22 protein-coding genes are annotated in these 25,359 nt (G+C 58.2%); 1 reads left to right on the forward strand and 21 read right to left on the reverse strand.

Annotated elements, in window-relative coordinates; genetic code table 11:
- The 13 genes from HUN39_RS16650 to HUN39_RS16710 all read right to left on the reverse strand — a co-directional run.
- Positions 1-371: hypothetical protein (locus tag HUN39_RS16650; protein WP_175095569.1), on the reverse strand; the 371-nt coding region annotated here is incomplete at its 3' end.
- 946 nt (positions 372-1,317) lie between these two features.
- A complete protein-coding gene (locus HUN39_RS16655; protein ID WP_210267029.1) occupies positions 1,318-2,298 on the reverse strand; it encodes a Gfo/Idh/MocA family protein in 981 nt (326 codons plus the stop codon).
- A gap of 34 nt (positions 2,299-2,332) precedes the next feature.
- A complete protein-coding gene (locus HUN39_RS16660; protein ID WP_175095570.1) occupies positions 2,333-3,688 on the reverse strand; it encodes a nucleotide sugar dehydrogenase in 1,356 nt (451 codons plus the stop codon).
- Positions 3,689-3,834: 146 nt separating this feature from the next.
- Entirely contained in the window at positions 3,835-5,643 is a 1,809-nt protein-coding gene (locus HUN39_RS16665; RefSeq protein ID WP_175095571.1) for a carbamoyltransferase family protein, read from the reverse strand.
- A complete protein-coding gene (locus HUN39_RS16670; protein WP_175095572.1) occupies positions 5,640-6,287 on the reverse strand; it encodes a class I SAM-dependent methyltransferase in 648 nt (215 codons plus the stop codon). The genes HUN39_RS16665 and HUN39_RS16670 overlap by 4 nt, the downstream gene beginning before the upstream one ends.
- A gap of 315 nt (positions 6,288-6,602) precedes the next feature.
- Positions 6,603-7,400: a glycosyltransferase family 2 protein gene (locus HUN39_RS16675; protein ID WP_175095573.1), complete on the reverse strand. Its 798-nt coding sequence runs from the start codon at positions 7,398-7,400 to the stop codon at positions 6,603-6,605.
- Positions 7,393-8,574 (reverse strand): glycosyltransferase, encoded by a 1,182-nt coding sequence (locus HUN39_RS16680; RefSeq protein ID WP_175095574.1) that lies wholly within the window; start codon positions 8,572-8,574, stop codon positions 7,393-7,395. The genes HUN39_RS16675 and HUN39_RS16680 overlap by 8 nt, the downstream gene beginning before the upstream one ends.
- Complete coding sequence (locus HUN39_RS16685; protein WP_175095575.1) at positions 8,574-10,043, reverse strand: hypothetical protein; 1,470 nt, start codon at positions 10,041-10,043, stop codon at positions 8,574-8,576. Before HUN39_RS16685 ends, HUN39_RS16680 begins: the two co-directional genes overlap by 1 nt.
- 544 nt (positions 10,044-10,587) lie before the next feature.
- Complete coding sequence (locus HUN39_RS16690) at positions 10,588-11,850, reverse strand: glycosyltransferase family 4 protein (protein WP_175095576.1); 1,263 nt, start codon at positions 11,848-11,850, stop codon at positions 10,588-10,590.
- On the reverse strand, positions 11,843-13,018 hold the full coding sequence (locus HUN39_RS16695; RefSeq protein ID WP_232366170.1) for a glycosyltransferase family 4 protein: 1,176 nt from the start codon (positions 13,016-13,018) through the stop codon (positions 11,843-11,845). Before HUN39_RS16695 ends, HUN39_RS16690 begins: the two co-directional genes overlap by 8 nt.
- Positions 13,018-14,241, reverse strand: coding sequence for a glycosyltransferase (locus HUN39_RS16700; protein ID WP_175095578.1), 1,224 nt, complete (start codon positions 14,239-14,241; stop codon positions 13,018-13,020). The genes HUN39_RS16695 and HUN39_RS16700 overlap by 1 nt, the downstream gene beginning before the upstream one ends.
- A gap of 183 nt (positions 14,242-14,424) precedes the next feature.
- Complete coding sequence (locus tag HUN39_RS16705; protein ID WP_175095579.1) at positions 14,425-14,820, reverse strand: class I SAM-dependent methyltransferase; 396 nt, start codon at positions 14,818-14,820, stop codon at positions 14,425-14,427.
- Between the two features lie 437 nt (positions 14,821-15,257).
- A complete protein-coding gene (locus HUN39_RS16710) occupies positions 15,258-15,980 on the reverse strand; it encodes an FkbM family methyltransferase (protein WP_175095580.1) in 723 nt (240 codons plus the stop codon).
- 116 nt (positions 15,981-16,096) lie between these two features.
- Here HUN39_RS16710 and HUN39_RS16715 point away from each other — a divergent pair, with 116 nt between their 5' ends.
- Positions 16,097-16,384 carry a hypothetical protein gene (locus tag HUN39_RS16715; protein WP_175095581.1) on the forward strand — a complete coding sequence of 96 codons (288 nt, stop codon included), beginning with the start codon at positions 16,097-16,099 and terminating at the stop codon, positions 16,382-16,384.
- Between the two features lie 120 nt (positions 16,385-16,504).
- Here HUN39_RS16715 and HUN39_RS16720 read toward each other — a convergent pair whose 3' ends face one another.
- The 8 genes from HUN39_RS16720 to HUN39_RS16755 all read right to left on the reverse strand — a co-directional run bounded on the left by HUN39_RS16720 (position 16,505) and on the right by HUN39_RS16755 (position 25,359).
- Positions 16,505-17,554 carry a glycosyltransferase family 4 protein gene (locus tag HUN39_RS16720; RefSeq protein WP_175095582.1) on the reverse strand — a complete coding sequence of 350 codons (1,050 nt, stop codon included), beginning with the start codon at positions 17,552-17,554 and terminating at the stop codon, positions 16,505-16,507.
- Positions 17,551-18,762: a glycosyltransferase gene (locus HUN39_RS16725; protein WP_175095583.1), complete on the reverse strand. Its 1,212-nt coding sequence runs from the start codon at positions 18,760-18,762 to the stop codon at positions 17,551-17,553. The genes HUN39_RS16720 and HUN39_RS16725 overlap by 4 nt, the downstream gene beginning before the upstream one ends.
- Positions 18,763-18,829: 67 nt before the next feature.
- On the reverse strand, positions 18,830-20,032 hold the full coding sequence (locus tag HUN39_RS16730; protein ID WP_332310780.1) for a DegT/DnrJ/EryC1/StrS family aminotransferase: 1,203 nt from the start codon (positions 20,030-20,032) through the stop codon (positions 18,830-18,832).
- Positions 20,010-20,591, reverse strand: a complete 582-nt coding sequence (locus HUN39_RS16735; RefSeq protein ID WP_210267030.1) for an acyltransferase — start codon at positions 20,589-20,591, stop codon at positions 20,010-20,012. The genes HUN39_RS16730 and HUN39_RS16735 overlap by 23 nt, the downstream gene beginning before the upstream one ends.
- A 428-nt stretch (positions 20,592-21,019) precedes the next feature.
- Positions 21,020-22,363, reverse strand: coding sequence for a glycosyltransferase family protein (locus HUN39_RS16740; RefSeq protein ID WP_175095586.1), 1,344 nt, complete (start codon positions 22,361-22,363; stop codon positions 21,020-21,022).
- Positions 22,360-23,412 (reverse strand): non-hydrolyzing UDP-N-acetylglucosamine 2-epimerase, encoded by a 1,053-nt coding sequence (gene wecB, locus HUN39_RS16745; protein WP_232366167.1) that lies wholly within the window; start codon positions 23,410-23,412, stop codon positions 22,360-22,362. The genes HUN39_RS16740 and wecB overlap by 4 nt, the downstream gene beginning before the upstream one ends.
- Positions 23,402-24,592, reverse strand: coding sequence for an N-acetyl sugar amidotransferase (locus tag HUN39_RS16750; protein ID WP_175095588.1), 1,191 nt, complete (start codon positions 24,590-24,592; stop codon positions 23,402-23,404). The genes wecB and HUN39_RS16750 overlap by 11 nt, the downstream gene beginning before the upstream one ends.
- Positions 24,589-25,359 carry an AglZ/HisF2 family acetamidino modification protein gene (locus HUN39_RS16755; RefSeq protein WP_175095589.1) on the reverse strand — a complete coding sequence of 257 codons (771 nt, stop codon included), beginning with the start codon at positions 25,357-25,359 and terminating at the stop codon, positions 24,589-24,591. Before HUN39_RS16755 ends, HUN39_RS16750 begins: the two co-directional genes overlap by 4 nt.

A 25,359-nucleotide genomic window follows, 5' to 3' on the forward strand; every position in this document is an offset into this window, starting at 1 on the left:
TCATTGGCGCTTCCTTTCGGAAGCTGTGAATCACGACATCGCGCCCAAGCCAACAACTTTATAGGTCCGAGCCCTAGTTCGATCTTTCTGGCCCGAGCCGCCTCGGCAGTCGCGCGAGCGGCGGCGAGCGCCTGCATATGATCATTGCGCGTGTCGGGGTTGCCATAGCCGTTCAAGGCGTGGCCGGTCGCTTTGCCCGCGTCGCTGAACGCGAGCAACGCCTGCATTGCCAGTTCGGTCGGATACTTGCGATACTTGTCTCGCTTGATCTTCGCGGTATCGAGGACCTGCTTCGCACGATCGCGCGAGAGGCCCGCCGCTTCCGCAAGCTCGGTTATTCCCGCCTCGGCCGGGAGCGTGTAATCGTGCATGCAAGGTTTCCCGTCAGGTGGAGGCGTAACGCCAATGTCGCCAAGTAGTCTCTTCGCCGTATCGACCATAGTCATCGCAGTTATGTTAAAATTGGCGACAGAACTATCGTGTCCACCCGCCTCCTAATGCCGCTGGATAGCGGCCTAATCCCACTGAACTTTCAAACTCCAGAGCAAGCAGCCGTCGCCCTCAAAGGTCTCCGAAACGGCACTTGGGCATTGTCAGTCGGCGTTCACGATTAGCGGCCATAAGAATGCGAACGGTCAATGGAGCAACAGCGCCTCTTAAAAGAGTATCCATTTTCGCCGAAATGCGGATTTAGGGGCGAACGCCCTCAATAAAGAATGCGTCAAAAATCTTGAGTTTTGAATATGCGGGCGGCCTCGCAAAGCGCGCTCGTACATAGCGCTGTAGCCAGCGAGGCTGCGTCGATCAGCCTAGGCATTGTCACTATCGAATTCGGGGGTGTTTTCAATGAAAATCATGCGGCAGCGGACCCGCGGCGCGTTTTAGGGCCTCGGGAAGGACCCGCTCACTCACCTTGTGAGGTGGTCGGGACTGTGCCACCCCCAAGGGTGACTCCAAGGTTCGCCGCAGCTTCGCGTCTCCGCCCGATTCAGAAAAGGCGGCCCTCAGCGAAGGGATACTCGGATGGCGCGATGATGCTAATTGCAGGGGTTGATAGCGGCGCTGCGGACTTGGGCATCGTGTTCGATGTCGTGTTGCCTACATTGGATGATGGACAAGGTTTTTTGCGACGACGAATGTCAGGTGCGCATCGAAGATGCGTCCGCCAATTTCAGCACATGCCAACAATCTGATCCGGCCCGCGCCGGGAACGGATTTTCACACGCCTCAAACGTATGACCGCTCTCTGGGACGCAGGACGAAATCGTTCAGCCGTTTCCCCTGGGCACGCCCAGCAGCCAAGGACGCTCTCGCAGGTCAAACTGGCCATCCATGCTCGTACCTGTGTTGATCGCGCTCTAATTTGGCGATGAAAGGATGAACCTGGTCGAAAGCTTTATCGACATCTTTGGTTCTGATCGCGGCGACGGTCTCGATCGAAGGCCGCACATCCGCCAAGCGGAAGCCGCGCCCGTTCAGAACTTTCTGATAGCTGGCAATATGGAGGTCGGTGAAGCCGTCCGAAAACTCAATCTCCTCCCCGTCAATCGTAATAGAACGATAGGTCTTCCTGGACGTTGCAACAGCTTCGGGAAGATCACGCGAATTAATCGAAAGGAACCAGTGAACCCGCGCCCGATCATACTCCAGGTAACCAGCGGCACAATCGATGGCACGATGATAAACGATATTCTCGCGCAGGTCGCCGAAAACGAAACTAAGCATGTCGTAGAAATGTACGCCGATATTGGTTGCGATGCCTCCCGACTTCGCCTCGTCGCCTTTCCAAGAAGCGAAATACCACCGACCACGCGATGTGATGTAGGTTAACTTGACGTCGTGCAATTTCGATTTCGGTTCGCCGGCAATCTTTTCCTTAAGGGCTATGATCGATGGATGAAGTCGCAGCTGCAGTATCGTGAATACATTTTGACCCGTTTCCCTCTCCAACTCCTCCAAGCCGCCAATATTCCACGGATTGAGAACCAGCGGCTTTTCGCAAATTGCGTCGGCGCGCGAGCGCAGTGCGAACCGCACATGCGCGTCGTGGAGATAATTTGGCGAGCAAATCGACACATAATCGATCTTATGCCCCTTCCGCCGCATGAGATCGATGTGACGATCGAAGCGCTCGAATTCTGTGAAAAAGTGCGCATCAGGGAAATAACTATCGATCACCCCCACAGAATCGGAGCGGTCGACAGCAGCCTTCAGGACGCCCCCGGTTTCTTTGATCGCACGCAGGTGGCGCGGAGCAACATATCCGGCCGCTCCGATCAACGCATAGCTTTTGATCATATTAGTCTCGCGGTTTCATGTCCGTACGAGCCCGTCACGCTTTGATGATGTTTGCGCCAGACAGATTTTTTCGCTGGCAGACGTTGCGGGTATCGACGATTAGTTTGGCGGACTCGACCACGAGAGGCCAATCTAGCTCGTCGTGATCTGTCGATACGAGCACGGCGTCGTAGGCCGCGATCCGCTCTGCAGTCAGTTGAATCGAGCGTCGGCCAGCGAGCTCGGGATGCTCGCGTGTGCGCGGTATTTCCGGAATGAAGGGGTCGTGATAGTCGACTAAGGCTCCGCGCTTCTCGATCAGCTTTGTTAGCTTGAGGGACGGGCTCTCGCGCATGTCGTCGATTTTCTTTTTGTAGGCCATGCCGATGATCAGAATGCGCGAGCCGTTGAGGGCGCGCTGGAAGCGGCGGTCAAGCGCTTCGGCGAGTCGCTCAACCACATAATGCGGCATCGAGGTGTTGATCTGGCCAGCGAGCTCAATGAAGCGAGTGGCGACCTCGTGCTCGCGCGCTTTCCAAGTTAGGTAAAACGGATCGATCGGGATGCAGTGGCCGCCGAGCCCCGGTCCGGGATAGAACGGCATGTATCCGAACGGCTTAGTTTTTGCCGCCTCAATCACCTCCCAGACGTCGATCCCCATCTTGTCGAAAACTATCTTGAGCTCGTTAACCAGCGCAATATTGACCGATCGGAAGATGTTCTCAGTGAGCTTGGCCGCTTCGGCTGTCGCGCTGGATGACACCGGCACGACCTTAACGACAAGCGCCTCGTAAACCGCCTTGGCGATCGCCAAAGAGGCCGGATGATCCGCGCCAATGATTTTCGGGATGGTCGCAGTTCCGTAATCCACGTTGCCTGGGTCCTCGCGCTCGGGTGAGAACGCGAGGAAGAAATCCCGTCCCTCCCTGAGGCCACCAGCCTCGAGAATGGGCTTCATGATCTCCGTCGTCGTCCCTGGCCACGTCGTCGATTCCAGCACCACCAACTGGCCTGGACGAAGAGTCTTGGCCACATCGCGAGCGCTCTGTTCGATATACGTTAGATCTGGCTCGCGATACTTATTGAGGGGGGTCGGCACCGCGATCAAGATTGCGTCCGGCGTCGACAACTCTCTGACATCGGAAGTTGCGCGGAAATGTCCGCCGGCGCGAGCCGCCACGATCGCATCGATGGGAATGTGCTTTATCGACGTTCGGCCAGCGTTCAATTCCTCGACGCGCTGCTCGTCGACATCGAACCCGAGCACTTTGAAACCGGCTCGAGCTGCGACTAGCGCCAACGGCAGGCCCACGTAGCCAAGGCCAATGATACCGATCGTATAGTCGCGAGCGGAAATGCGCGAAATAAGCATTTCCAGATTTGCGGTGCTCGTCTCAAGGAGAGTGGTCATTAGAACTCCGTGGCCCTCTTAAAAGTCAGAATGCGTGGGAAGGGGGCAGAGACCTTTTTGGCCCTGTCCGCCGTTGGCTTGTGTTGCACCGAGTGTCACGATGCTGCGCATTACTCGCAGGATGGCGCACAGCTTTCGATCGCGCTTCAGCTATTGGCGCGGTGCATGAACCAATCCCCCAGCACCAAAACATCCATTTTAGTGCGTAAAAAGCAGTCTAGCGCTTCGACGGGCTTGCAGACCACAGGCTCGTTCTCGTTGAATGAAGTGTTGAGCACCATAGGCACGCCTGTGATCTCCCGGAACGCCTCGATCAAGCCCCAATATCGCCGATTTGTCTGTCGGTAAACCGTCTGCAGCCGACCCGACCCATCGACGTGGGCAACCGCCGGCACGAGCGTGCGTTTCTCAGCGCGGATCTGGTAGACCTGCATCATGAAAGGCACGTCGCCGTCCTCCTCGAACCACTCGAGCACATGGTCTTTCAGCACTGAGGGAGCGAAAGGTCGAAAGCTCTCGCGGCGCTTGATCTTCAGGTTCAGGACGTCCTTCATATCGGCACGCCGTGGATCACAGACGATCGACCGGTTACCGAGGGCTCGCGGGCCCCATTCCATCCGTCCCTGGAACCAGCCGACAACCTCACCGCGAGCGATGGCCTCCGCCGTCATCTGGCAGAGGCGCGCCTCATCCGTGGCGCGTGTGACCCGGCAACCGCTGTCATGGATGTCTGCGCCTCGCTCCTTAAGCAGCTCTGCGATCTCGTCATCGTTTGCCGAAGGACCAAGGTACGCATGATCCATGACAGTACGTCTGATCAGCGCATCACCCGCCAGCACGCAGATTGGCGCGTCGGGGTTAGTAACGGTTGCTTCGGATTGCTCCCTTTGATGCCAAGCGTAAATCGCCGCGCCGATGGCGCCACCCGCATCTCCTGCAGCCGACTGCACGTAGAGGCGTCGGAAAGGCGATTGACGGACAACTTTGCCATTTGCCACCGAATTCATTGCGCAACCGCCGGCTAGCGTAAGGCTATCCAGCCGATGCTTATCGTGCAGATGATTAATGAGATGAAAAAAGGCTTCCTCATATACCGTTTGAACGGAGCGCGCGATATCCCGGTGTTTCTGCTCCAGCGGCTCATTCGTGTGGCGCGCCGGACCCAATAAGGCCTCAAGCTCTTGCGAGAAGAGCGTCCCCACGCGCGGGGCGCCACCCTCCCAGGCATAATCGATTTTTTCGCGATGATGCCGAAAGAAACGAGTGTCGATTTCGAAGCGGCCACTGTCACGGAGCTTCACGACGCGGCGCAAGGCGGCGACGTATTCCGGGCGGCCGTAGGGCGCGAGCCCCATGACTTTGTACTCATCGCCATAATGCGGAAAGCCAAGGTACTGTGTGAGTGCTTGATAGAACACACCGAGCGAGTGCGGGAAATGCACGCGCCCTTCGACGTTGATCGACTTATCGCGTCCGACGCCCCACGCGGCTGAGGAAAAATCGCCGAAGCCATCGATCGACGCCACGCAGGCTTCCTTGAAGGGTGAGACCAGGAATGCGGAGGCAATGTGCGCGAGGTGATGCTCTACGCGCTGGAGCTTTCCCTTGAAAGGCGCTGCGGGAAATGCGGCAGAGAGCTCGCTCTCTATCGATTGACGCTTGGCGTGATTGCGCAGGCGGTCTACGACGAAGCGGAAGTCGGGCCTCTGCCGTAGGGTAAACTCAATCTTCTTGAGGAAGCTAGCAGAAGGTTTCGAATTAATGGCGACGATGTCGACGTCAGCGAGCGTCGCGCGCGCCTCGTTGAGGCAATAGTGTATCGACTCGGACGGAAATCCGGCCCAGTGCTTGATTCGCCGAAACCGCTCCTCCTCCGCCGCCGCGACGATCACACCGTCGCGAACGAGACAAGCGGACGAATCGCCATGGTAGGCATTGAGGCCGAGGATGATCATGTTAAGTCTGAACTACCATTCTGTTGTGGCCGTACCGCAATCGCCATCAGGGATTTGGCGAGCGGGGGAACGCGTCCAACCCTTAAGAACCTGATCGACTCGAAGCCGACGTCGGCCAATAGCTTGCCTAGTGTCGCGATGGAGAAAAATTTGATGTGCCCACCGACCCAGAGCGCGCCAAAATGCCTGTCCATCTGGCCGGTGAGAGCGAGCGCGACGTTCTTGATATATCCATGGTAGGGCGTCGATATGATCGCTGTCCCGCCAGGCTCAACGAGGTCGAACAGCCTGGTCGCATAGCCGTGCGGATCATATAGGTGTTCGACGACTTCAACGCTTACGACCACCGGAAATCGACCATAACGTTTGGCGAGATCATCGTAAGCATTCGCAACCTCGAATCTGCAACGGGGGTGTGCGGCCGCGGCTTGAGCGATCCCGCTTTCGGACGTGTCAACCCCGATAACGTCAAACCCGAGACCATCTAGCATTCCACTGATATAGCCATTGCCGCAGCCAAGGTCGAAAATCCGACCTTTGCCGTCCGCACGAAGCTGTTGCACTTCCCGCGACAATGCTGGCCAGAGATAGCTGTCCGACCAAGTCGATGAAGCATGAGTGTATCTGTACTCGTCGCTTTCCACGTGATTTCCTAGCAGTCAGCGTTGGCCGTCGTCAGCATTTGCGACACGAAATTCGTAGCTTAAAGAATACTGCGTTTATATGGCTCATCTTTCTGAACCCAAGGCCAGAACGCCGCGCATTCTGTTGACGAAAACGACATTTCGTGTCCGCCGATTTCGAAGGTCATATCATTCGATTCGTCGAGCATTATGACGACATGATGATGATGAGAGCGATCAAGAAGGTTTGAAAGTCCTCCTCCTCCAATCGGCGGCTCTCGGTGTCTCAAAATTGCGACGACGAATGGTTCTTACTCCTACTGGCTCGTCTTCGCCTCAGTCACACCCCGAAGGTGGCCTTGTTGCATTAATCTTTCGGTCCACAAGCTCCAGCGCAATCATCGTCTCGGCCAGTGTGCGCTGTAGCACATAGAGCCAGCCCGGCCAGCCGTCGATCAGACAGCGCTTCAATATTAGGGTGTACAGGAATACGGCAATTGGAGCCGGCCAAGCCATCAGGCGGATACGGTCGGCCCAGCGTAGATCGCCTCGATTGCTAACCAGAAGATAGTCTGCCTCGCGCGCAGCATATCGTTGTTGCGATGAAAGCCAACGCGATAGCGGCTTACGATCATCATGATGAATTTTGCCTTTGAGCCGCCCCACGGAACCATCGATCTCCACTCGGTGGCCGTGCCCTTCGTTCCGGTACCGCGCACAGTCCCGGCGATAGAGCACGCGGCGTGGAGGATAAAGCGTGCCGCCCAAGGGATTACCGCAAACACAGTAAACGAAGGATGCCTCGTAGGCGGCAAAAGTGCTGGCCCGAAGCGTGCTAAACTCCGCTTCCAAGGCTGCGCTCAACTCGTAGTCCGCATCGAGAGACAATACCCAGCGCGTGTCGATGCTCGATAGGCCAAAATTGCATTGGCTCGCAAAGTCATCGAACGGACGCTTGACGATATCCACGTTGGGATAACTTCTAGCAATCTCCAACGTCTCGTCGTTGCTGCCACTGTCGATGATCAACACTCGGCTGGCCCAGCCGAGGCGATCGAGACAGCGCGCGATATTCGGCGCCTCGTTAAACGTTATCACCATGGCGGTGACTTGGTGCGCGATGAGTTCACTCATCGATTGATGCCCGATGCGGCGCTTGACACACCAAATCTTGGTAAAGCGCCTCCATCCGCGCAGCCACGGCGGACCACGAGAAGTGCTCCCGAGCGGCCGCTCGACCGGCCGCTCCCATTTGCCGTCGCAAGGCCGGATCGGCGACGAGACGAGCGATAGCTCGGCCAAATTGCTCAGGATCGCCCTGCGCCACGAGCCCGGCTCCAGTCCGCTCCACCACGTCGGCCAATCCTACCTCCGGCGTCACTACAACGGGGATGCCGCATGCCATGGCCTCGAGCACGGCTATCCCAAAATTCTCCGAATAGGAGGCAAGTGCGAAGATGTCGGCCCTGGCGAACGCCTGCCATTTCGCGGGGCCCTGAACCGCGCCAAGGAATTGGGTGCGCGGAGCGACGCCATGCTGCGCGATGAGCGCGTTGAGTTGGCGCGTATAACCCTCATCGTCGTTGCCGGCAATCAACAGGCGCGCGCCTGGCACATGCGCCATGGCCGGCACCAAGCGATCGAAGCCCTTGATCCAGCTAATGCGCCCTAGATGTAAAACGACGGCGCCATCGGTGCAAGACGGCTTAGCATCGGGCAAGATTGATACGGCTTCAGGCGGCAGATCGAAAGCATTGGGGATCATGTCAATCCGCTTGGGCTTTAACCCTAGACGGGTCAAGTTAACTCCCTCGATTTCCGCCGTGACGTGCACGCTCGCGGCTTCTGCAATATTGTGGCGCTCGAACAAATTAATCCATGCTAATTTCAGAAGTCTACTCTTTCGCTCTATCAGTTCGGGGACGAGCATTCCTCGAGGTGAGATGACATAAGGTATGCCGGCGAGCCGGGCCGTTGCCGCACCCGCAGCAGTTGGCCAAAGGAAAACCGAGTGCAGATGAACCACGTCGAAACGGCTCACGTTGCGTGACAGAACCGCAGCCATGTTTGGCGAGCGATAGAGTCGTCGTCCAAGGCCAGTCGCGAAGTAGGTGACGTTTACGCCATCGAGCAACACTGGCTCATTGAGCGGCACGTTAGAGACGCTTGGGCCATCCACGTTCGTGGTGTAGACGTCGACATGGTGCCCGCGGCGCGCGAGCCCGCGGCACAATCCGTGCACTGAGTAGATTGGTCCACCATATCGCCTCGCCGGCAGGTAGGTCGGGACGATGTGGAGTATCCGCATCACCGGCTTCCGCTCAAAGCGGGCGATAGTCTTCGCAAGAGATTGGGCAACGCGAAGCGATTAAGCAGCCAGACAACGAGGACCGATACCGCTAGAGCACCAAGCATCTTTGCCGAGCTGTTGCCTATGCCGGCAGCCGGCAGAAGAATTGCGGAGGAGAGTCCCATTCCAATAATGCCGCGAGAGCGACGACCGAATGTGAGCCAGAAATGGATCCTGCCAAGAGCTAGTCCAAGCGCGAACAGTGCCACCATCATTCCAAACTTGCCAAAGTCGATGTATGCCTCACCAATGTATCCAATGGACACCTGAGTACCCTGTTCTGATCCAGCAACTCCAAGGCCGGTGTATTTATTAGTGAGAGTGGACTCATCGATGGCAGATTTCGAGGGAAATAAAATGCGCGGCATGAAGGGTCTTGAGATGGCGTCTAGCCATATTTCTCCGTAGGCATGGGGTATCACGCGCGGCACATAGTCCAAGCTGGCCCCGAAAATCTCTACGTAGGATATACGAAGGATTAACTGGTGCACAGCATCGGATATTTGTCGAGAGTCGATGTTAGTCGCGAGTTCGACGAGTTTCCCTACCTGCTCGGTACGGCTCACAGTAACCATTTGACCTTTTTGGTCGCCGGCAACAAAGGATCGATAGCCCGGCTTGATCGCGGTCCAAACAACGCCAAGTGAAAGAGCGGCGACAGCAACGAGGGCTAATCCGGCTATTTGTGCCGCCTTGAATCGCACCCCACTGGCAGCGATACCGAGGAAAGTGAAAATAAATACAAACTTAAAGGATGAAAAATATCCACCAACCGACGAAATCAATTCTAGTAGAAACGCTATGAACCATGGGAATTTTAGACTCTCCGGTTTAACAAAAGTCGCAAACGTAAAGGCCACGAATGCAGCCCATTTTAAATTGACCAGCACGAGGAAAGGCTGGGACAATCCAGGTATGATCGTTGCTAAGATCTGTGCTGTCCAAGATATGACGAATGCCACTACATAGAGAAGGATCCAGGCGCGCGCGGGAGTTCGCATTACCTGGTCCCGCGATAGAAGCGATATGGATAGCCGTGAACGTCCTGCTGCTAAGCGCATGCCGGAGGCAAGCGCGAGCAGCCCCAAAAGCGTGAGTAGTGTGGCATTGAACATGTCAGCGCCAGTCGACGCCAACAGACCAATATCGAGTTCGCGGACGTTCGCGTAAAATATGGCGATCGATGCTTCAATCCATTGCATCACGAAAACAAAAAGAAGGATTGGCACTTCTCCCGGACGCCAAAGGAGTGCGGAACCAACAAGCAATATCAAAAGAGCAATGATTGTCAGATCGGTATTTGGACCGAGGCCGACGGTGAAGAAAATAATGGCAACGAGCGGCAGTGTAAAAGGAGGCAGCCAGCCAGAAGCTGGCTGCGTCGTTCTGACCGGGTGGGCCGCCCATATACTGTTTGACGTTTTCATTTGTTGCCAACAGAGGCTGAAGCAGTTCCGCTTACCGGTGTTTTCGTATTCACGAGCGACCGAATGAGGGCGTGCAGGATCGGGCGCAAGAAGGTCCTCAACCAAGCGAGGCTGATACGGAATTTGTAACCGCCGGCGGAAAGGACGACGTTCACGGCGTCGTCTTCGCCAACTTTAAGGCAGCAGCGGCGGGTATGGCGCTCATCCTTCACACTCCGATCACGCCTCGATAGAGGAGCGTCGCCTGAGCTCGCGCTTAATGACACCGGACACGCCGCGGGCTCGGCAGTTGGATTGCTTGGCGTGGGGCGTAGCGCCCCGCCGCCTGCTGGGCTGCGCTGGCTGACGCAGGCGAAGCCCGCTCGACAACAACGATCTACAGTGCTCGCAGACGTGTTCGCTTCAGACAGCGCGAACATCTGCTTGAACAGCAACAGCGGCATCAAAAACTGGCTCCCGATACCCGCCGAACCTGTAGAGCGGCAATCTCGCCGTCGAGCAGTCCCAGGGGAGCCTTGCTCGGCAGGCTGTCCCAGTTCGTGCTTCATTTAGAAGATCTGGTCGAGCCGCGATCGGAAAAGATCGACCGCCCCCGTGGGCGCCGATTCTTCGGCGGCATCGCCCTCGCTCTCCGCATTCCGTATTCTTCACTGGCGACTTGGTAAACATGCGCCCAGCGCTCAGCAAACTCGTGCACCCGCAAGTGTGCGAGCGACAGGCGCGATGCTTCACCGGCTGCCATGGCCTGATCGGGGAAGGTAAGATATGCCCTGAGTGCGCGGACAAGCGCTACCGCATCGGCGCTGTCACAAACAAGCCCGTCGACGCCATGCTGGATCAACTCCGGGATGCCACCGCGTGGGAACCCGATTACCGCCCGACCGGCCGCCTTAGCCTCCACTATGACGTTTGGCGAGGGGTCAGCGAACAACGATGGCACAACGACGAAAGCTGACTGAGCTAGGAAACAGGGCACGTCCTCGATCACCCCAAGAAATTCGACCCGATTTGCAAGCGGGGGATCCGCGAGCGTTCGGCTACGTAAGTCACGCGCCCAGGCGTCGCCCGCCCAATCGGAAATGCGGCCAGCTAGCGCAAGCCGCACATCTGGAAACTCCCCCGCGACATGTTTAAAGGCTTCGATCAACAGATGAGGGCCTTTATGTTCCGCAATCTGGCCCACGTAAGCGATGAGGCGACCAGCAAACGGCGCCCAAGCTGTCTGGTCTTCTTTTGCCATTTTCATGCGCTCGGGAGGCTTATTGTAAATAACTTCGATGCGATGCTCGGGAACACCGTTGGCAGCTAACGACTTTGCAACGAAGGACGAATTCGCCACAAACCTGTCCGTTCGGTGGACGACGTAACGCCACGCTGCCCGCCAAAACCAGTTATGCGTAGTCGGTTCGTCGCCCGCTCGGAAGACCAGTGGCCTGCGAAGCAGCGTCAGCCCGAGAAGGAAGTTCGCTACGAAAAACTGACTGTTGACATGGATGTGCGTCGGTTTGAAGTCGCGCACGGCGCGAAGGAAAGCGATGTTGGCCTGCACAAGGCGGCGTGCGTTTCCCCACAGCAATTTGTACCAAGTGAGTCCCTTGCCGATGCAAAGGTATGGAACCTTGCGCCACGCGAAGCCGCGTTCCTCAAGGGCTAGCGGGATGATCGTATTCCATCGCTCGTCCGATAATAGAAATAGAACCTCCGCACCTTGTCGCTTCAGAGCCACCAGCGCCTCAATATTACCGCGCTCGGCGCCGAACAGCGCGACGCCGCCAAACAGCACCAATATTCGCGGCGGGTCAGCCACGTCTGGCTCTACTGCGTTCGGTTGGCTGGAAGGCGCTCATGGCTTCAACAATGCCGTTGGCAGCTGTGTCGATGCTGTAGCGGTTAGCTTTGGCTGCGATAGCATCGTGCGACGGCGGCTGATCGATAAGTCGCCGCATCGATTGGGCAAGGTCGGCGACATCGCCACAATGAAAGACAGAGCCCGCAGTTCCGTCAGCCGCCAGGTCGTAAGCGCAACCACACCGATCAGATACGATCAATGGCTTGCCACAAGCCAACGCCTCGTTCGCTACTAAGCCCCAGGTTTCACTCTCCGATGCGAGCACCAAAATATCCGCAGCGGCATAGACGCTCGGCATTCGAGATTGATTACAGAAACCGAGTGCATGGTATGGGACGCCCGCCTCAGCAGCGACGTGCTGCAACGAGTCGTGAAGCTTCCCAGTGCCGGCTACCATCAGTTCAATGCGCTCGCCAGTCGCGCGGCACTGGGCCACTGCACCAACAATGTCGGCCACGCGTTTCAAGGGTTCGAGTTTGCCCGCAAACAGTGCCAGAGTAACGCCTTCCTCGACACCACAGGCCCGACGCAATTCTGCCCGAGCTCTCAACGTCGCGCGCTCGGCGAACCAGTCGTTATCGATGCAGTGCGGAGAGAAGTACATGCGGTCGGTTGGATAGCCGTAATGCAGCCAATAGCGGCGAGACTGCTCGCCTACATAAAGTGCTGCGTCAAATACTCTCAGCGCTAGCGGATAGACCATTGCCTTACCAACGCGCTTGATAAGTCGCCTCGGCGTATTCAGATGGCTGTCGCCCCGCACCATCACGGGCAGTTGTGCGCGGCGGCAGGCCCAAATGGACTGCCAATAGCACTTCAAGTGCCAGCCCATCAGCAGCACAGCATCTGGCGCGTATTGAACGAGGGCGCCGCCGACGTCCGGGGTATCGCATCCGCTAAACGCTTCGAGACTGGGCTGGCTGGAAACGTTCCGCATGAACGTGGAAGAGTAGCCGCTCGTCAGATCCACGTCCCAATCAAATGGGACCTCGAAACCGGCGGCGGCTTGGTCTGCTTTCGTTGCGCGATGCGCAAAAAGCACATGGAGGTCGCAGCGCTGCGCCAGAGCACGGAATAGCGGCGCCTGATACTGGATGGGGTGCGACGTGACGACGGCGAGACGCATCAAGCACGTTTCCGTTCAGCGGCAATACGTTCGAAGATTGCCGCGAATTGGGCAGAGATCGCGCGTGCCGTGTAGGGAGCATAAGTTGTCGGGACAGCACGACCGAGTGAGCCCGGATCAGTCACAAGACGCACGATGGCTGAACCTATCGCATCGCCCATCGCGGAGAGATCGTCGCTCGTTTCGAAAGCTAGCGAGATGCCTCCACCGGCAGCCGATAGGATCTCATGCGAGCTGCTGCGTTTGTGAAAAAGCGATAAGTACGGCCGGCCTGACATCAGGCCAGGGTAGATCTTGGATGCAGTATAGTGGACCTCGTCAGATCCAATAAGCAGAATGCCGTCCGAACGAGTAAGCGCGCCGATGGCCTCCATATAGGGCAGCCGCTGCGGTATTTCTCGGACGACGCCCCCGATGCCGAGCGCTTGCGCAATTGGCTGGACTCGGAAGTGGTCAGTATTATTTGGCTGGTTGCTGGTTCCGATGAACAAAAGCCTCACGTTGGCCATCGCGTTCGGCGATCTCCCGCGCGCCTCCGCGAAGGCGCTAAGAAACGCCCTCATCAGCGGCTCGGTGCGCGGCATGAACGTGCCGACGTAACTCAGCGTCACCACGCTCGGATCGAAAAGGCCAAACCTATCGTTGGCAGAATGCTGCCGTAGCATCTCGTAATCGTCCGGATCGCCGCCGATCGGAATTGGCGACAAGCGTGAGGGGTCCAGCCAGGGATAGCGTGCAGCCATCTGTTCATTCTGCGTTTCCGAAACCGATGTGATGAAGTCGGCTGCACGCACGGCCCTGGGTTCGAGGGCCACAGATAAGCGGTGCGATATGCCCGCCTTCGACCAGAGCGTCTGCTCGGCGCCCCACGCCGACACCCATGGATCCTGGAAATCTAGCACGACGGGTACGCCGAATCGTCTCTTGATTTCCGCTGCGAACAGCATTGGGTAGTACGGCGAGCCGGTAATGAGAACTGCGTCCACAGAGCGGGTGGCGAGCAACTTCATGACTGCGGCGCGCAGCGGCCGCCAAGCGCGCAGGCCAATTTCGCCTAGCCCCAATGGGCGGCAATATTTCGAGGAAAGCGCAGCTGCCTTCACCACCTCCACCGAAGAGGGAACCAACGCAGCAAGATCCCGATCGAGCCGCTCCTCGTGAAAGGCTTCGTCTACCGTAACTACAATTGGCGTCCACCCGCTTGCAGGCAGGTGCTTAGCCAAGTGCCGCGCACGATGCACGCCGGCTAGCGTCGAAGGCGGGAAGTAGGGAGATACGATGATCGCGGTGCGGCTCAATAGATTCGACCTGATCGCCTCAATCCGCCCCACGCAGCCATGCTGCTATCCCTTCCGCCAAACCAATCCATCAACGGCGCAAAGGTTCGAGGATATCCCGGCTGTTTCTCAACTTGCTTCAACATAGAGCGATTCCCCGCGTCGACTCGCTGTATCTCGAATCAGCATCGAGTCGGCGCCATCGCCATATGCGCGCTTCTCAACCTGCTTAAATCCACAGCTAAGCAATGCAAGCTTGAGCGTCGAAAAATCCCAAATGAACTGATGACCATGTTCTCTGAAAACAAAATTCACATCAATCATCGGAGTCTCAAAAGGAAATTTCCCATGAATATCGCCAGCATTCGGCATTTCAACCGGATGACCGGCTTGGTTGCTAGCGTACCGGGACAAATAAAGCTCCCCGTCGGGGACGACGATGCGAAGGACGGCGCCATCGCGCAAAACCCGCCGGAATTCCCCGAGTAGTTTGACGGCTTCTTCAAACGTAATGTGCTCCAACATGTGTTCGGTAAAATGCCCCCGAAATATTTGTCCGGAAATGGCAACCCGCGGGTGACATCCCAACACACGTCGACGCCGGGGCGCCACATATAATCCAGATTGCAAAAGGCCGCGTCAATGTTCGGACCACATCCAACATCCAAATAGGAACCCGAGGGCTTCCTCCTGGCAAAAATCGGTTTGTTGCGGATGATGGCGCTGATGGCGTACTGGACTTTGCCATAGCTAAAGATCGATCGCCCCAGGGAGATCCTTGTGTTCGAGAATTCCATCATCACTCCTGCCGTGAGCTGATTGATCACGAGCTGCACGGTCGGTGCGCAGCGAACAAAGCCAGCGTATATAGGCGCGCTGAAGTTATGGCGCCACACAACTGCCCGTTCGAGGCGGCAAACGGGCGAGACGATAATGCAGTCGCAGATGCAGCTAATGATGTTTTAACTGCGCCTTAAGTCTTCCGCGGCTCGCCATGCAATCGTGTCTCGACCGAACGCCTTTGTCCGGAATCCGAAGCTCGCCAGCCGATTCATCACCGACGCCATATCGACCGCTGTGAGATGCTTGTGTTCAAAAACGACGAAGCTCACACCTAACAGATTGAAGTCGATGTTACCCAGAACAGTCGCCTCGAGCCCCTCTATGTCCAACACGAGGCAGTCGACCAACTCACAACCGGCGGCCGTCAGTGCATCCGCGACCGTCAATGTCTCGATGACGATTGTCTCAATGAAAACACTGGGAGCATGCTTGACGATATTGTCGCGGTCGAACGAAGCAAGCTCCGCGTAGTATGCCGGTAGCCCGTCTCGCTCGATTGTCTCAGGCGATACGTAGTAAAACTCAGTTTTGCCGCCGGTGCTGGAGATCGCGCAGTTGACAAAGAATAGCCGATGCGACGCTTCCCGGTAGTTGGATTTCAAGCGCTCGAACGCCCAAGGCTGCGGTTCGACCAGGATGCCGCGCCAGCGCTCGTCTGCGACCACGATGGGCCGGAGCGGATCGCCCGCGATTCCATCATACGCGCCAATTTGTAAAAACGTGACTTCTTCCCTGTCAGCGTAGAAGGCCCTCAACCGAGATGTGGGAGTGTCGTGCCAGCTCTCGGGCAGATGACCGTACACCTTGCGAGCGAGGGGCCCGATTCCCGGCGCCCAGCGCACCAGCCATGTTCCTATGTCTCTTATCGTGATCACAGTAAGACCAACCTCATCGCTTCAATGTGGCTAAAAACTGGCGGCCCTCAAAACCACGCTTCGACATACAAGGAGTAGGGACGATGCCGGTCGCGATCGATGAAGCCGCCTGGGAACCGCCCCTCACGGAATGCGCGCCGCGCAACTTCCTTGAATCCGGCCCGCTTCAAAGCAATTGCGAGCGTCTCAAAATCGTACCCGCCATAGTGCTCATGCTGCTGAACCATGACATGGTTCAAAGCCTGCATCTTGGTTTCAAAGCAGTCTCGCAGAGACGCTCCTGGCGCGGCAAGGGTCTCAAGGCCTGCCCAGCCTTCCTTGCACGTAAGCATAGCGTTCGTCGTCTGGTCGGTTTACAGGCATTTTCATGATCAATACTGGGCCCAGCGCCTGCTTCAGGGTCATGCTTGCTTAATCTTAGATCAACTGCCCCTAAAAGTTCGCGTAAGGATTATGCAAAATAATTGCATCGAGAGGAGTGTCGCGCCGTCTCAATTCACGAGTGCTGCTGTCTGGCCTTTTTCTGCGCGGACCAGAGAGCGGTAGGTCTTCTCATAGTCCCGCGCAATCACGTCGTCGCTGAAGTGGGTTTCGCAGCGCTGGCGGACCGCGGCGCGATCGATGGCATCGACTGCCGCGACTGCGGCCGCCAGTTCCTCGACGTTGTCGACGACGTATCCGGTCTCGCCATGCGTGACGACTTCCGGCACCGCGCCGCGTCGGTAACCGATGACGGGTGTCCCGCAGGCCATGGCCTCGGCCATCACAATGCCGAACGGCTCCTCCCACAGGATCGGCATTAGGAAGGCCCGCGCGCCGCCCAGCAGCGCGCTCTTTTGTTCGTCGTTGACGGGGCCGACGTAGCGAATTAGCCGGTCATCGACGTGCGGGGCGACGTTGGCTTCATACCAATCCCTGTGCTCTTGCGGGATGTTGCCGGCGATAATAAGCGGGATGCCGGTGCGCTTGGCCACCTCAATGGCGATATGCGGGCCCTTGATCTCCTCGACGCGACCGAGGAAGGCCAGTGGCGCATCGGGCGCCACAAAAGCTTTGAAGTCATAAGTCGCCATCGGCACGCCGTTGTAGACAAGGCGCCAGTCGCCGACGTCCTCGACATGCCGCATCATCCACCGGCTGATTGCCGAGAAATGCAGCGTGCCGCGCGAAAGCCGATGGCCAAGCTCGATCGAGCGCCGGCTGATCGCACGCTGGTAGGTCATCAGCTTCGGAATTGGCAGCGGCAGAATCGGCGCCATATAGGCAATGCGTGAGAACGAATGAACGAGATCATACCGTTCCATCAGTACGGCTTTGCCGAGGGTGAGCGCATTTCTGACGGTGTCTGCACGGGAGAGACTCGAGGCGCCGGGCCACGGCACGAGCCTGCAGGCCGGCTTGGAGTCGGCATGGGCGAACAGCGTCACGTCGTGGCCGCGTTGGACCAATGAACGAATGAGCATGTCGATGACGCGCTCGATGCCACCGTAGTGATGAGGCGGTACGGGAAGCTCGGGGTCGGCCGTGATCGCGATCTTCATTCGCTTGCATACGCCCTGTTGTTGCTCAAGACCGACGCAACGCAATCAAGCAGAATCCGGCTTTCCCTCTCCCAATTGAAACGCTCCTGGCCCAGCGCAAAGCACCTGGCGCGCAACGAAGCAAGCCTCCCCGGAGCTTGCAGCGCCTCGTCCAGTCGGCTCGCCAACACCTCGGCGTTGTCGATCTCATAGACGAGAGCGTCCAGACCGCAACTGCGCGCAAAAGCACGTTGTGCCGGCGTGGCTGAAATCATCGGGGGCAGTCCGGCGAGCAGGAAAGAAAATATCTTGTTCGTCAAACAGATGGCGCGATTCTGTGTTTGCGCGGTCTCGGCGACGAGACCCAAGTCATAATGCGCCGCCAGCCGCTCCATTTTCTCCGGTGATTCGATCGGCAACACGTGGATCCGCGCAGCAACCTGGCTGCTGGACGCGGATGTACGCAGGTGATTGATGTAACCTGGCGTCTGGCGGCCCCTCAGGTAAAGATGAGGCTTGGAGCGCGCTTTACCGATTGCCGCCACCGCAGTTTCAAGGCCGCGATCGGGCCCGATCGTCTGCGAGAACCAATAGAGCGACGGACCAGGTTCAGCCGTGCCGCAAGGTGTGGGCCGCTCAGGTGCGTGGCTTAGCGGAAACGCGTTGAGAATCACGTTGGGGCGCATGATCCCGTATGCTCTTGCATAAGCGTCCGCTATGCCAGGAGACGCTGCGGTCACGTACGCGGCGCCAGGCAAATACGCGCCTTCAATCGCACGTAGGCGCTCTCTGTCATGCTCGTGCTCGGTTGAATCGGGCAGATCACCGAGATGGAAGTCTTCCGCGTCGAAGGCGTAACGCGCGCCGTGGCGTGCTGCCGCCTTTGCCGCTGCGGGAAGCGCAGCCGGATAATGCGCAATGTAGAGGTCCGCCTCGACGCCAAGCGCTGCAGCGGTGATGTCCGGCGAGGCGGGATGCCACTCAGCCTCACGCACGGTGTTGTTGCTACCAAACCCAATGGCCAATGCAGTGCGAGCGGCACGCTGGCGGACGATCTGCTTGATCCGAATGCGGGGAGACGCCAGGGGCCCGAACGGAATGCGCGCGGCGATCCGCCAAGGCCTTCCCACAATCGCTGCGTCGTGCTGCATCCCCCAATCGAGGAAGCTCGCGCAGATCACCGAAACCTCGTAGCCCGCTGCGCTCAATGCATCCGCCTCCTTGACCAAGCGCGGATTCGTGACCAAGTGACCCGGCGTAATCAGACATATGCGGCTAGGTCTCAAGCAGGTCGCCCTAGCCTTCGAGCGCGCGCGCGAGGTTGTCGCAGACGCGGTCCTGATCGGCGGCCGTGAGATAGGCATGCATCGGCAAGCTCAACACCTCTTCAGCCAACCGCTCCGAGTTCGCCAAGCCGGTCGCGGGAACTGGGCTCAAAGAATAGGGCATCTGGTGATGAAGCGGCTTGGGGTAGTAAACGGCGGTTGGGATACCTGCCGTCATCATCGTCGTAGCGATCGCGTCACGCCGTGTGGCGGGCAACCGCACCGTGTACTGCGCCCAGACTGACGTCGAGCCTTCGGGGACAGTGGGCGTCCGTAAGATTTTTGATAGCCGCTCCGAATAGCGCCGTGCAATGGCCTGGCGCGCGGCGATTTCCTCGGGATAGATCGCCAGCTTCTCGTTGAGAATGGCGGCTTGGATCGTGTCCATCCGTCCGTTGATTCCTAAGCGAACGATATCGTATTTGTCATCGCCCTTGCCGTGCTGGCGGATTGAGCGCATCGCGTGCGCCAGCGTATCGTCGTCCGTGAAGATCGCACCACCGTCGCCATAGCAGCCGAGTGGCTTTGCGGGAAAGAAACTCGTCGCCGTGACCCGGCCAATGGCGCCGACTTTGCGGCCGCGATACGTGGCGCCATAGCTCTGCGCAGCATCACATATGATCGCGAGGCCGTGCTCGGCCGCGATCCGCTCAATCTCAATATAATCCGCCGGCAGCCCGAACAGATCCACCGGCATAACAGCTTTCGGCACAAGGCCACGCTTCCTTGCCTCCATGATCGCCTCTTGCAGCGAGGCAGGATCAAGGTTGAACGTCTCGGGGATCACGTCAGCCAGCACAGGAGTGCCGCCGATCAGCATGACCACCTCGGGCGTCGCGGTGAACGTGAATGCGGGACAGAAAACCGCATCGCCGGGTCCGACGCCGAGCGCCATCAGCGCGATCAGGAGCGCTTCCGTGCCGCTTCCGCAGCTCACGCAGTGAAGGGCGCCGGAGAAGCGCGCGAGCCGTCCTTCAAGCTCGACCACCTCCGGTCCCATTATATAGGCGCCGTGGTCGAGCACGCGGGCGATCGCCGCGTCGAGGCGTTCGCGGATGCGCGCTTGCTGCGCCCTGAGGTCGACAAACTCCATTCTTGCCGACGTGGAGCGAATCGTATGTGCAACACCAGCAGCGCTGGACTGATGGAGTTTAAGCGACTCTGAGCTGGCCATCCGAGGTCTCTTTATAGCAGCTGCCGTCGATAGGACAGACGAGGTCGGACCCGAGTCGCGCGCCGGCCTTACTCATCCAACCGATTCGGCGCGCCGGCACGCCGGCCATTAGCGCGAATGGTTGAACGTCGCTGGCTACCAGGGCGGCGGCAGCAATGAATGAATACTCGCCAAGCGTGTGACCGCACACGATTGTCGCGTTAGCGCCGATCGTTGTCCCTCGTTTTATGAGCGTCTTGCGAAACTCAGTCTTGCGCTCGATCTCTGCCCGTGGGTTGTTGACGTTTGTGAACACGCAGGACGGTCCGCAGAACACGCCGTCCTCCAACTCGACGCCAGCATAGAGGCTGACGTTGTTCTGGATCTTGCAGTTGTCGCCGACAACCACATCGGGCCCGATCATCACGTTCTGTCCAATCGAGCAATGCGCGCCGATGTGGCAGCCCCTGAGGATGTGCACAAAATGCCAGATCTTCGTGCCCTCGCCGATCACTACAGGCGCGTCCACATAGGCGCTCTCGTGAATCGCAACTCCGGGAAAGCGCGGGTCCAGCCGCATTTGGGCGGCGGCGTCAGGGCTAGCTAGGCCGGTCAATCTATCTATTCCGTTGGCGCCGACGATAGAGCTCGACAAAGGGACGAACGCGCAGACGGTCCCCATCGACGGCCGAACCGAGCCGCCGCTTCGTGTGTCCGCAATCCGCCGATCAGTGAGTTAAGCGCCAGCAGGCTTCGCATATATCGCTTCACCGTCCGACCGACGCGAAGCGCGAGCGTATGGTGACGCAATTCGGCGAGCGATCGAGACGTCGAGAACACACCCACGATAGCCGCCTCACCCGTTCACACCGGCGTCATTTCCGCCCATAGCGCACCGCCCTATCCTTGATCATGCAGATATAACCGCACGCGATTTCAACCCATCGCCAAACACAGGCCGACGGCCATTGTCGCGTGGCCATCCACCATTCCGTTGTGCGGCGATCGTCAACAACCTAGCTCGGCCGGCGCTCCGGATACCTGCCGAACTATCTCGGCGAGCTGGCGCGTCGTGGATAAGCTCGTATAAGCACTAAGATATCTGAGGTCGACTTTCTTAGTTAAACCGTGTTCGACGAGTTCACCGAGTTGCCGGCAGCTTCCCTCAGTGTCATCCGGGTCGAACAGCACAGATATGCTGGACTTTTCAAGGAAGTCACGCTGCGTGCCCGGGCATACGAATCCTAGAACCGGCTTGCCTGCTGCGATGTAGTCAAAAGTCTTTGAGGCTAGACAGTAGTCCTCGCCATCGAGGACCTTGATCGATGTCGAAAGCAAAGCATCGCTACCTTCGAGGATCTCCTGTGTCTCCTGCTTTGGCTTTAAGCCGTGCCAAGTGCAGAAGCTACTAAGGCCGAAGGCATCCGCCATCTCGGACAACCAGTCAGGCAACTCGCCAACATAGTGGAATTCGAGCCTATTCCCCAGGTCTGGATTGATCTCGCGCAAACGGGCCCATGTTCGAAAAAAGAAGTACGGCGTGCGGTAGATCCAGCGTTGCCGAGTCGCGTAGTAGTGCAGCCAGCGGTGCGGTTTTTTCTTATACCATGGGATGATCCCATTAGCGTTCTCGTGCAGCGCGTTGAAGTAGAACTGCCCGGCATAGGAAATTCGCAGCCGCGATTTCGCTGGAGCGAGGCGCAACTCACTTGGTGGCGAGGTCTCGAAGTCAAAGGCGTTAGGGATCCAGTGAAATTGATCTTGGCGCTTACGCGTCAGCTGCCACTGCATTCGCGTAAGCTGTGGCGTGACACAGATGATGGCGTCGGCCGCGTTCATCAGCTTGACTTCATCTCTCAGCACGCGGCGATAGTGAAGCCATGTGCGAAACGGCGCCGATCCCCATTGCGACCAGGCATCTCGCATGTCGACAATCAGCGGCTTGTCAAGAGCATTGCGCGCGGCGAGCGCTAGACCAGCCACATTGAAGGGCGGGCATGTCGCCCAGATAGCGTCGATCGAATGCGTGGCTTTGAGGTGCGCAAACAATTCCTCGAATGATGCGCATCGTATGCCGTGAATGTCCGCTGCCGCGTCCTTCGATTCTGACAGCCTGTCCCGTTCGATAGCCCCCACGTCTAATATGTAAATCGGCGTATCATTGGGCACCTTCGCCGATAGTGCTGGGTTAAGAATGTGCACTTTCCCGTCGGCGAGCTGCACCGGATCGAACGTGACGACGATCGGGCGTATGCCGAACTTCGGCAGGTGTGTGACGAAGCGCAGCGGACGGAACGCCCCAGCCGCCTGGATTGGCGGAAACTGAAGCGCGATGACGAGGAGGTTTATCACGACAGTAGATGCTCGCGCATGCCGTCCGCAATGCGTACGCTCGCCTTTCCGTCTCCGTAAAGGGGCCGCCAGGCCGTGGTCGGCTGTCTATCCAGAACCGATTGCAGGGGCTCGGACAATGGGTCCCAAAGCTGGTTCCAACCGCCCTCGAGGGTTTCTACCCACTCGGTCTCGCTGCGCGCGGTCACGCAAGGCTTTTTGGCCCAATACGACTCCTTCTGGAGGCCGCCAGAGTCGGTGATCACGCAACTACACGCCTCAAGCGCGGCAAGCATCTCGAAGTACGACAGCGGCGCCACACAGCGCACGTTGGCCGGGAGGTCATTTTGCTTCATTCGTTCGTCGAGACGTGGATGAACGGGCCAGACGCAGGGAAACCGGAGTTCGCCAAGTGCTTTCACAATGCGCGCGAGCCGCTCGCGATCGTCCGTGTTAGATGGCCGGTGGATCGTCACGATCGCGAACGGCGAGCTTCCCGGGAAATGCGGTCGGACAGATTGCTGGGCGACGGGCATGAAGGTCTCGAATGCATCAAGCATCACGTCGCCGACATCGATAACCCTCTTTGCGACTCCCTCCCGAGCGAGCTGCTCGACGCCCTGCCCCGAGCTGCAGAACAAAAGGTCCGATAGATGATCCACGACGACGCGATTGACCTCTTCCGGCATAGAGCGGTTGAAACTCCTCAGTCCGGCCTCAACGTGTACAATAGGAATAGTTAGCTTGGCCGCCGCCAATGCCGCTGCGACCGAGGAGTTGGTGTCGCCATAAACCAGCACGGCCTTGATGCGCCGAGCATGCTCTAGCATGATCTCCTCAAGACCGATCAACATCTGTGCGGTCTGTTTGGCGTGGGAACCTGATCCGCAAGCGAGGTTGGCAAATACGTTATTGATGCCTAGCTCTCGCAGGAAACGGCCGCTCATCGCATCGTCATAATGCTGGCCGGTGTGAACGATCCACTCCTCGATCCCAGCGGCTGAGAATCCGCGTGAGACGACGGCCGCCTTGATAAACTGCGGGCGGGCTCCGACGACGCTAATTATCAACGCGCCAGCCTCCTTTCTTGGCGATCGTTGTAATCGGCCTGATCCAGCCCATGAACTCGCGCAGCAATCTGAGATCTCGCTCGTCCGTGCCGAACTCCTCATGCCGCCGGCCGGGCAGTTTAAGGAGATCCTCGAACTCCGTCCCCGAGAAACCGAGCTTCTTCGCCACGTAAATCTTGTCTTCTTCCTGAAGCTGTGGATCGTAGGTGGGCTGCTGCAGCTCGGCGAGCGCCTGCTCGCGCGTCATCTGCTGCGATAGGATGAGATTCGACAGATGCGCTCTGCGTTTATCGATGCCGTACTTTCGCGGGAGGATGTAACCTTGGTAGAAGCGCGTGAAGATCGATTCGTAGTGCTTGCCGCCATAGTCGCGCCAGCCGAGTTCAGACATCAGCAGGTCCTTGGCCTCCTGCTTCCTATAGTCGACGAGATCGAGCAACTTGATATCCTGCATGCGGAAGCGCATTTGGTACCAAGCCGACTGCCACACGCCGAGTGCCGGTAGGCGCTTCATCGGCAGCTCGCCGTAGCGGCGGTGGATGCCCTTGATGCTGACGAGATCGAATTTGCGATAGTACCACTCCCGCGGCAGCAGCCATTCGGTGCGGTGATTGTTACCTGATAGGATGAAGCGGATGCTGTTCTGCCTCGCAACTTTGTAAAGCGCGCCGAAGATCATGTGATCCGTCGGGACCTCGAGATCGAGCACCGATGCCTTAAAGTACGCGCGCTGCAAATCGCGGAACTCGGGCCAGTCCATCACGAATGTATGTAGCGGTAAGCGCAACCGGCGGCAGATCTGCTCGATATTGGAAACGGCAAGCTCGCTGTTCCAACCATTGTCGAAATGGACGAGAAGGGGCCTGAGCCCGAGCTTGACGGCTAGCCAAGCGAGATAAGAGCTGTCTACGCCGCCACTGAGCCCTAGAATACAATCGTATTTCCTGCCCTGACCATAAGTGCGCAGCCGCTTAACCGTGGCCTCCAGCAGCGCCGCCCGCGACTCGGCGTTCGGCTGTTTTGCAAGGAAAGCCTGGTGCTCGTGCCAGTAATTCGACACGCCTTCTTCGTCGAAGGTCACCTCGGGGTCGCTCGTGTCGATGACGAGCTTCGTGCAGATGCGGTACCGCCGACGCGCGCTCCCGGGAATGTCGGTCTCGGCTGGAAATAGGTGCGTCATGCCGCGAGCCTTTTGTACAAGCCCTCGAGCTCGGACTCGGATGGATAAGAGATCAGAACGCCTCGCGCCGCTCCGTGAAAAACGAACATACTGCCCGCTGCGACAGCGCTGCATCCGGCGTCCGCCACCGCTGCATGGAAATCGTCGAGATCGCGCGCGCCGCCGAGCGCGATCACCGGCACTGCAACGCTGCGCGCGATCGAGGCCAGCAACGGCACGTCGTAGCCCCGGAACGTGCCGTCACGGTCGACGGATTGCACGATGATTTCGCCCGCGCCGGCCTCGACGGCACGGCGGGCGGCCTGCTCAGGCGACAATTTTATCTTACCCTTGGAGCCGGTAACCAGGCTAGGGCCGAACATCCCGCGCTTGACGTCGATGCATACGACAACGCTCTGAGCCCCGGACTGCCGGGCTGTCTCGCGCACGAGCTCCGGATTCTCATGTGCCGCTGTCGACAGCACGACCTTTTCCAATCCGCAGCGTAACAGCCGTTGGATTTGTGCGGGGCGCGAAATCCCGCCGCCGTAGCCCACTGGCATGAAAGCCTCACTGGCAACGTCCTCGATCAAGGCGTAGTTGGGCTCACGTCCTTCTCGCGTGGCGTCAATGTCAAGCAAAATCAGTTCGTCGGCCCCCTTCTCGTTGAAGATGCGCACGGCGTTGATCGGGTCGCCGACGTAGGTGCGGTTGCCGAATTTGACGGTCTTCACGAGACCGGCAGCGGAGTCGATCAATAGGGTTGGGATGATGCGAAACCGCCGCAT

Origin of the sequence: Methylocystis silviterrae, assembly GCF_013350005.1 — a bacterium.
GTDB classification, from domain to species: domain Bacteria; phylum Pseudomonadota; class Alphaproteobacteria; order Rhizobiales; family Beijerinckiaceae; genus Methylocystis; species Methylocystis silviterrae.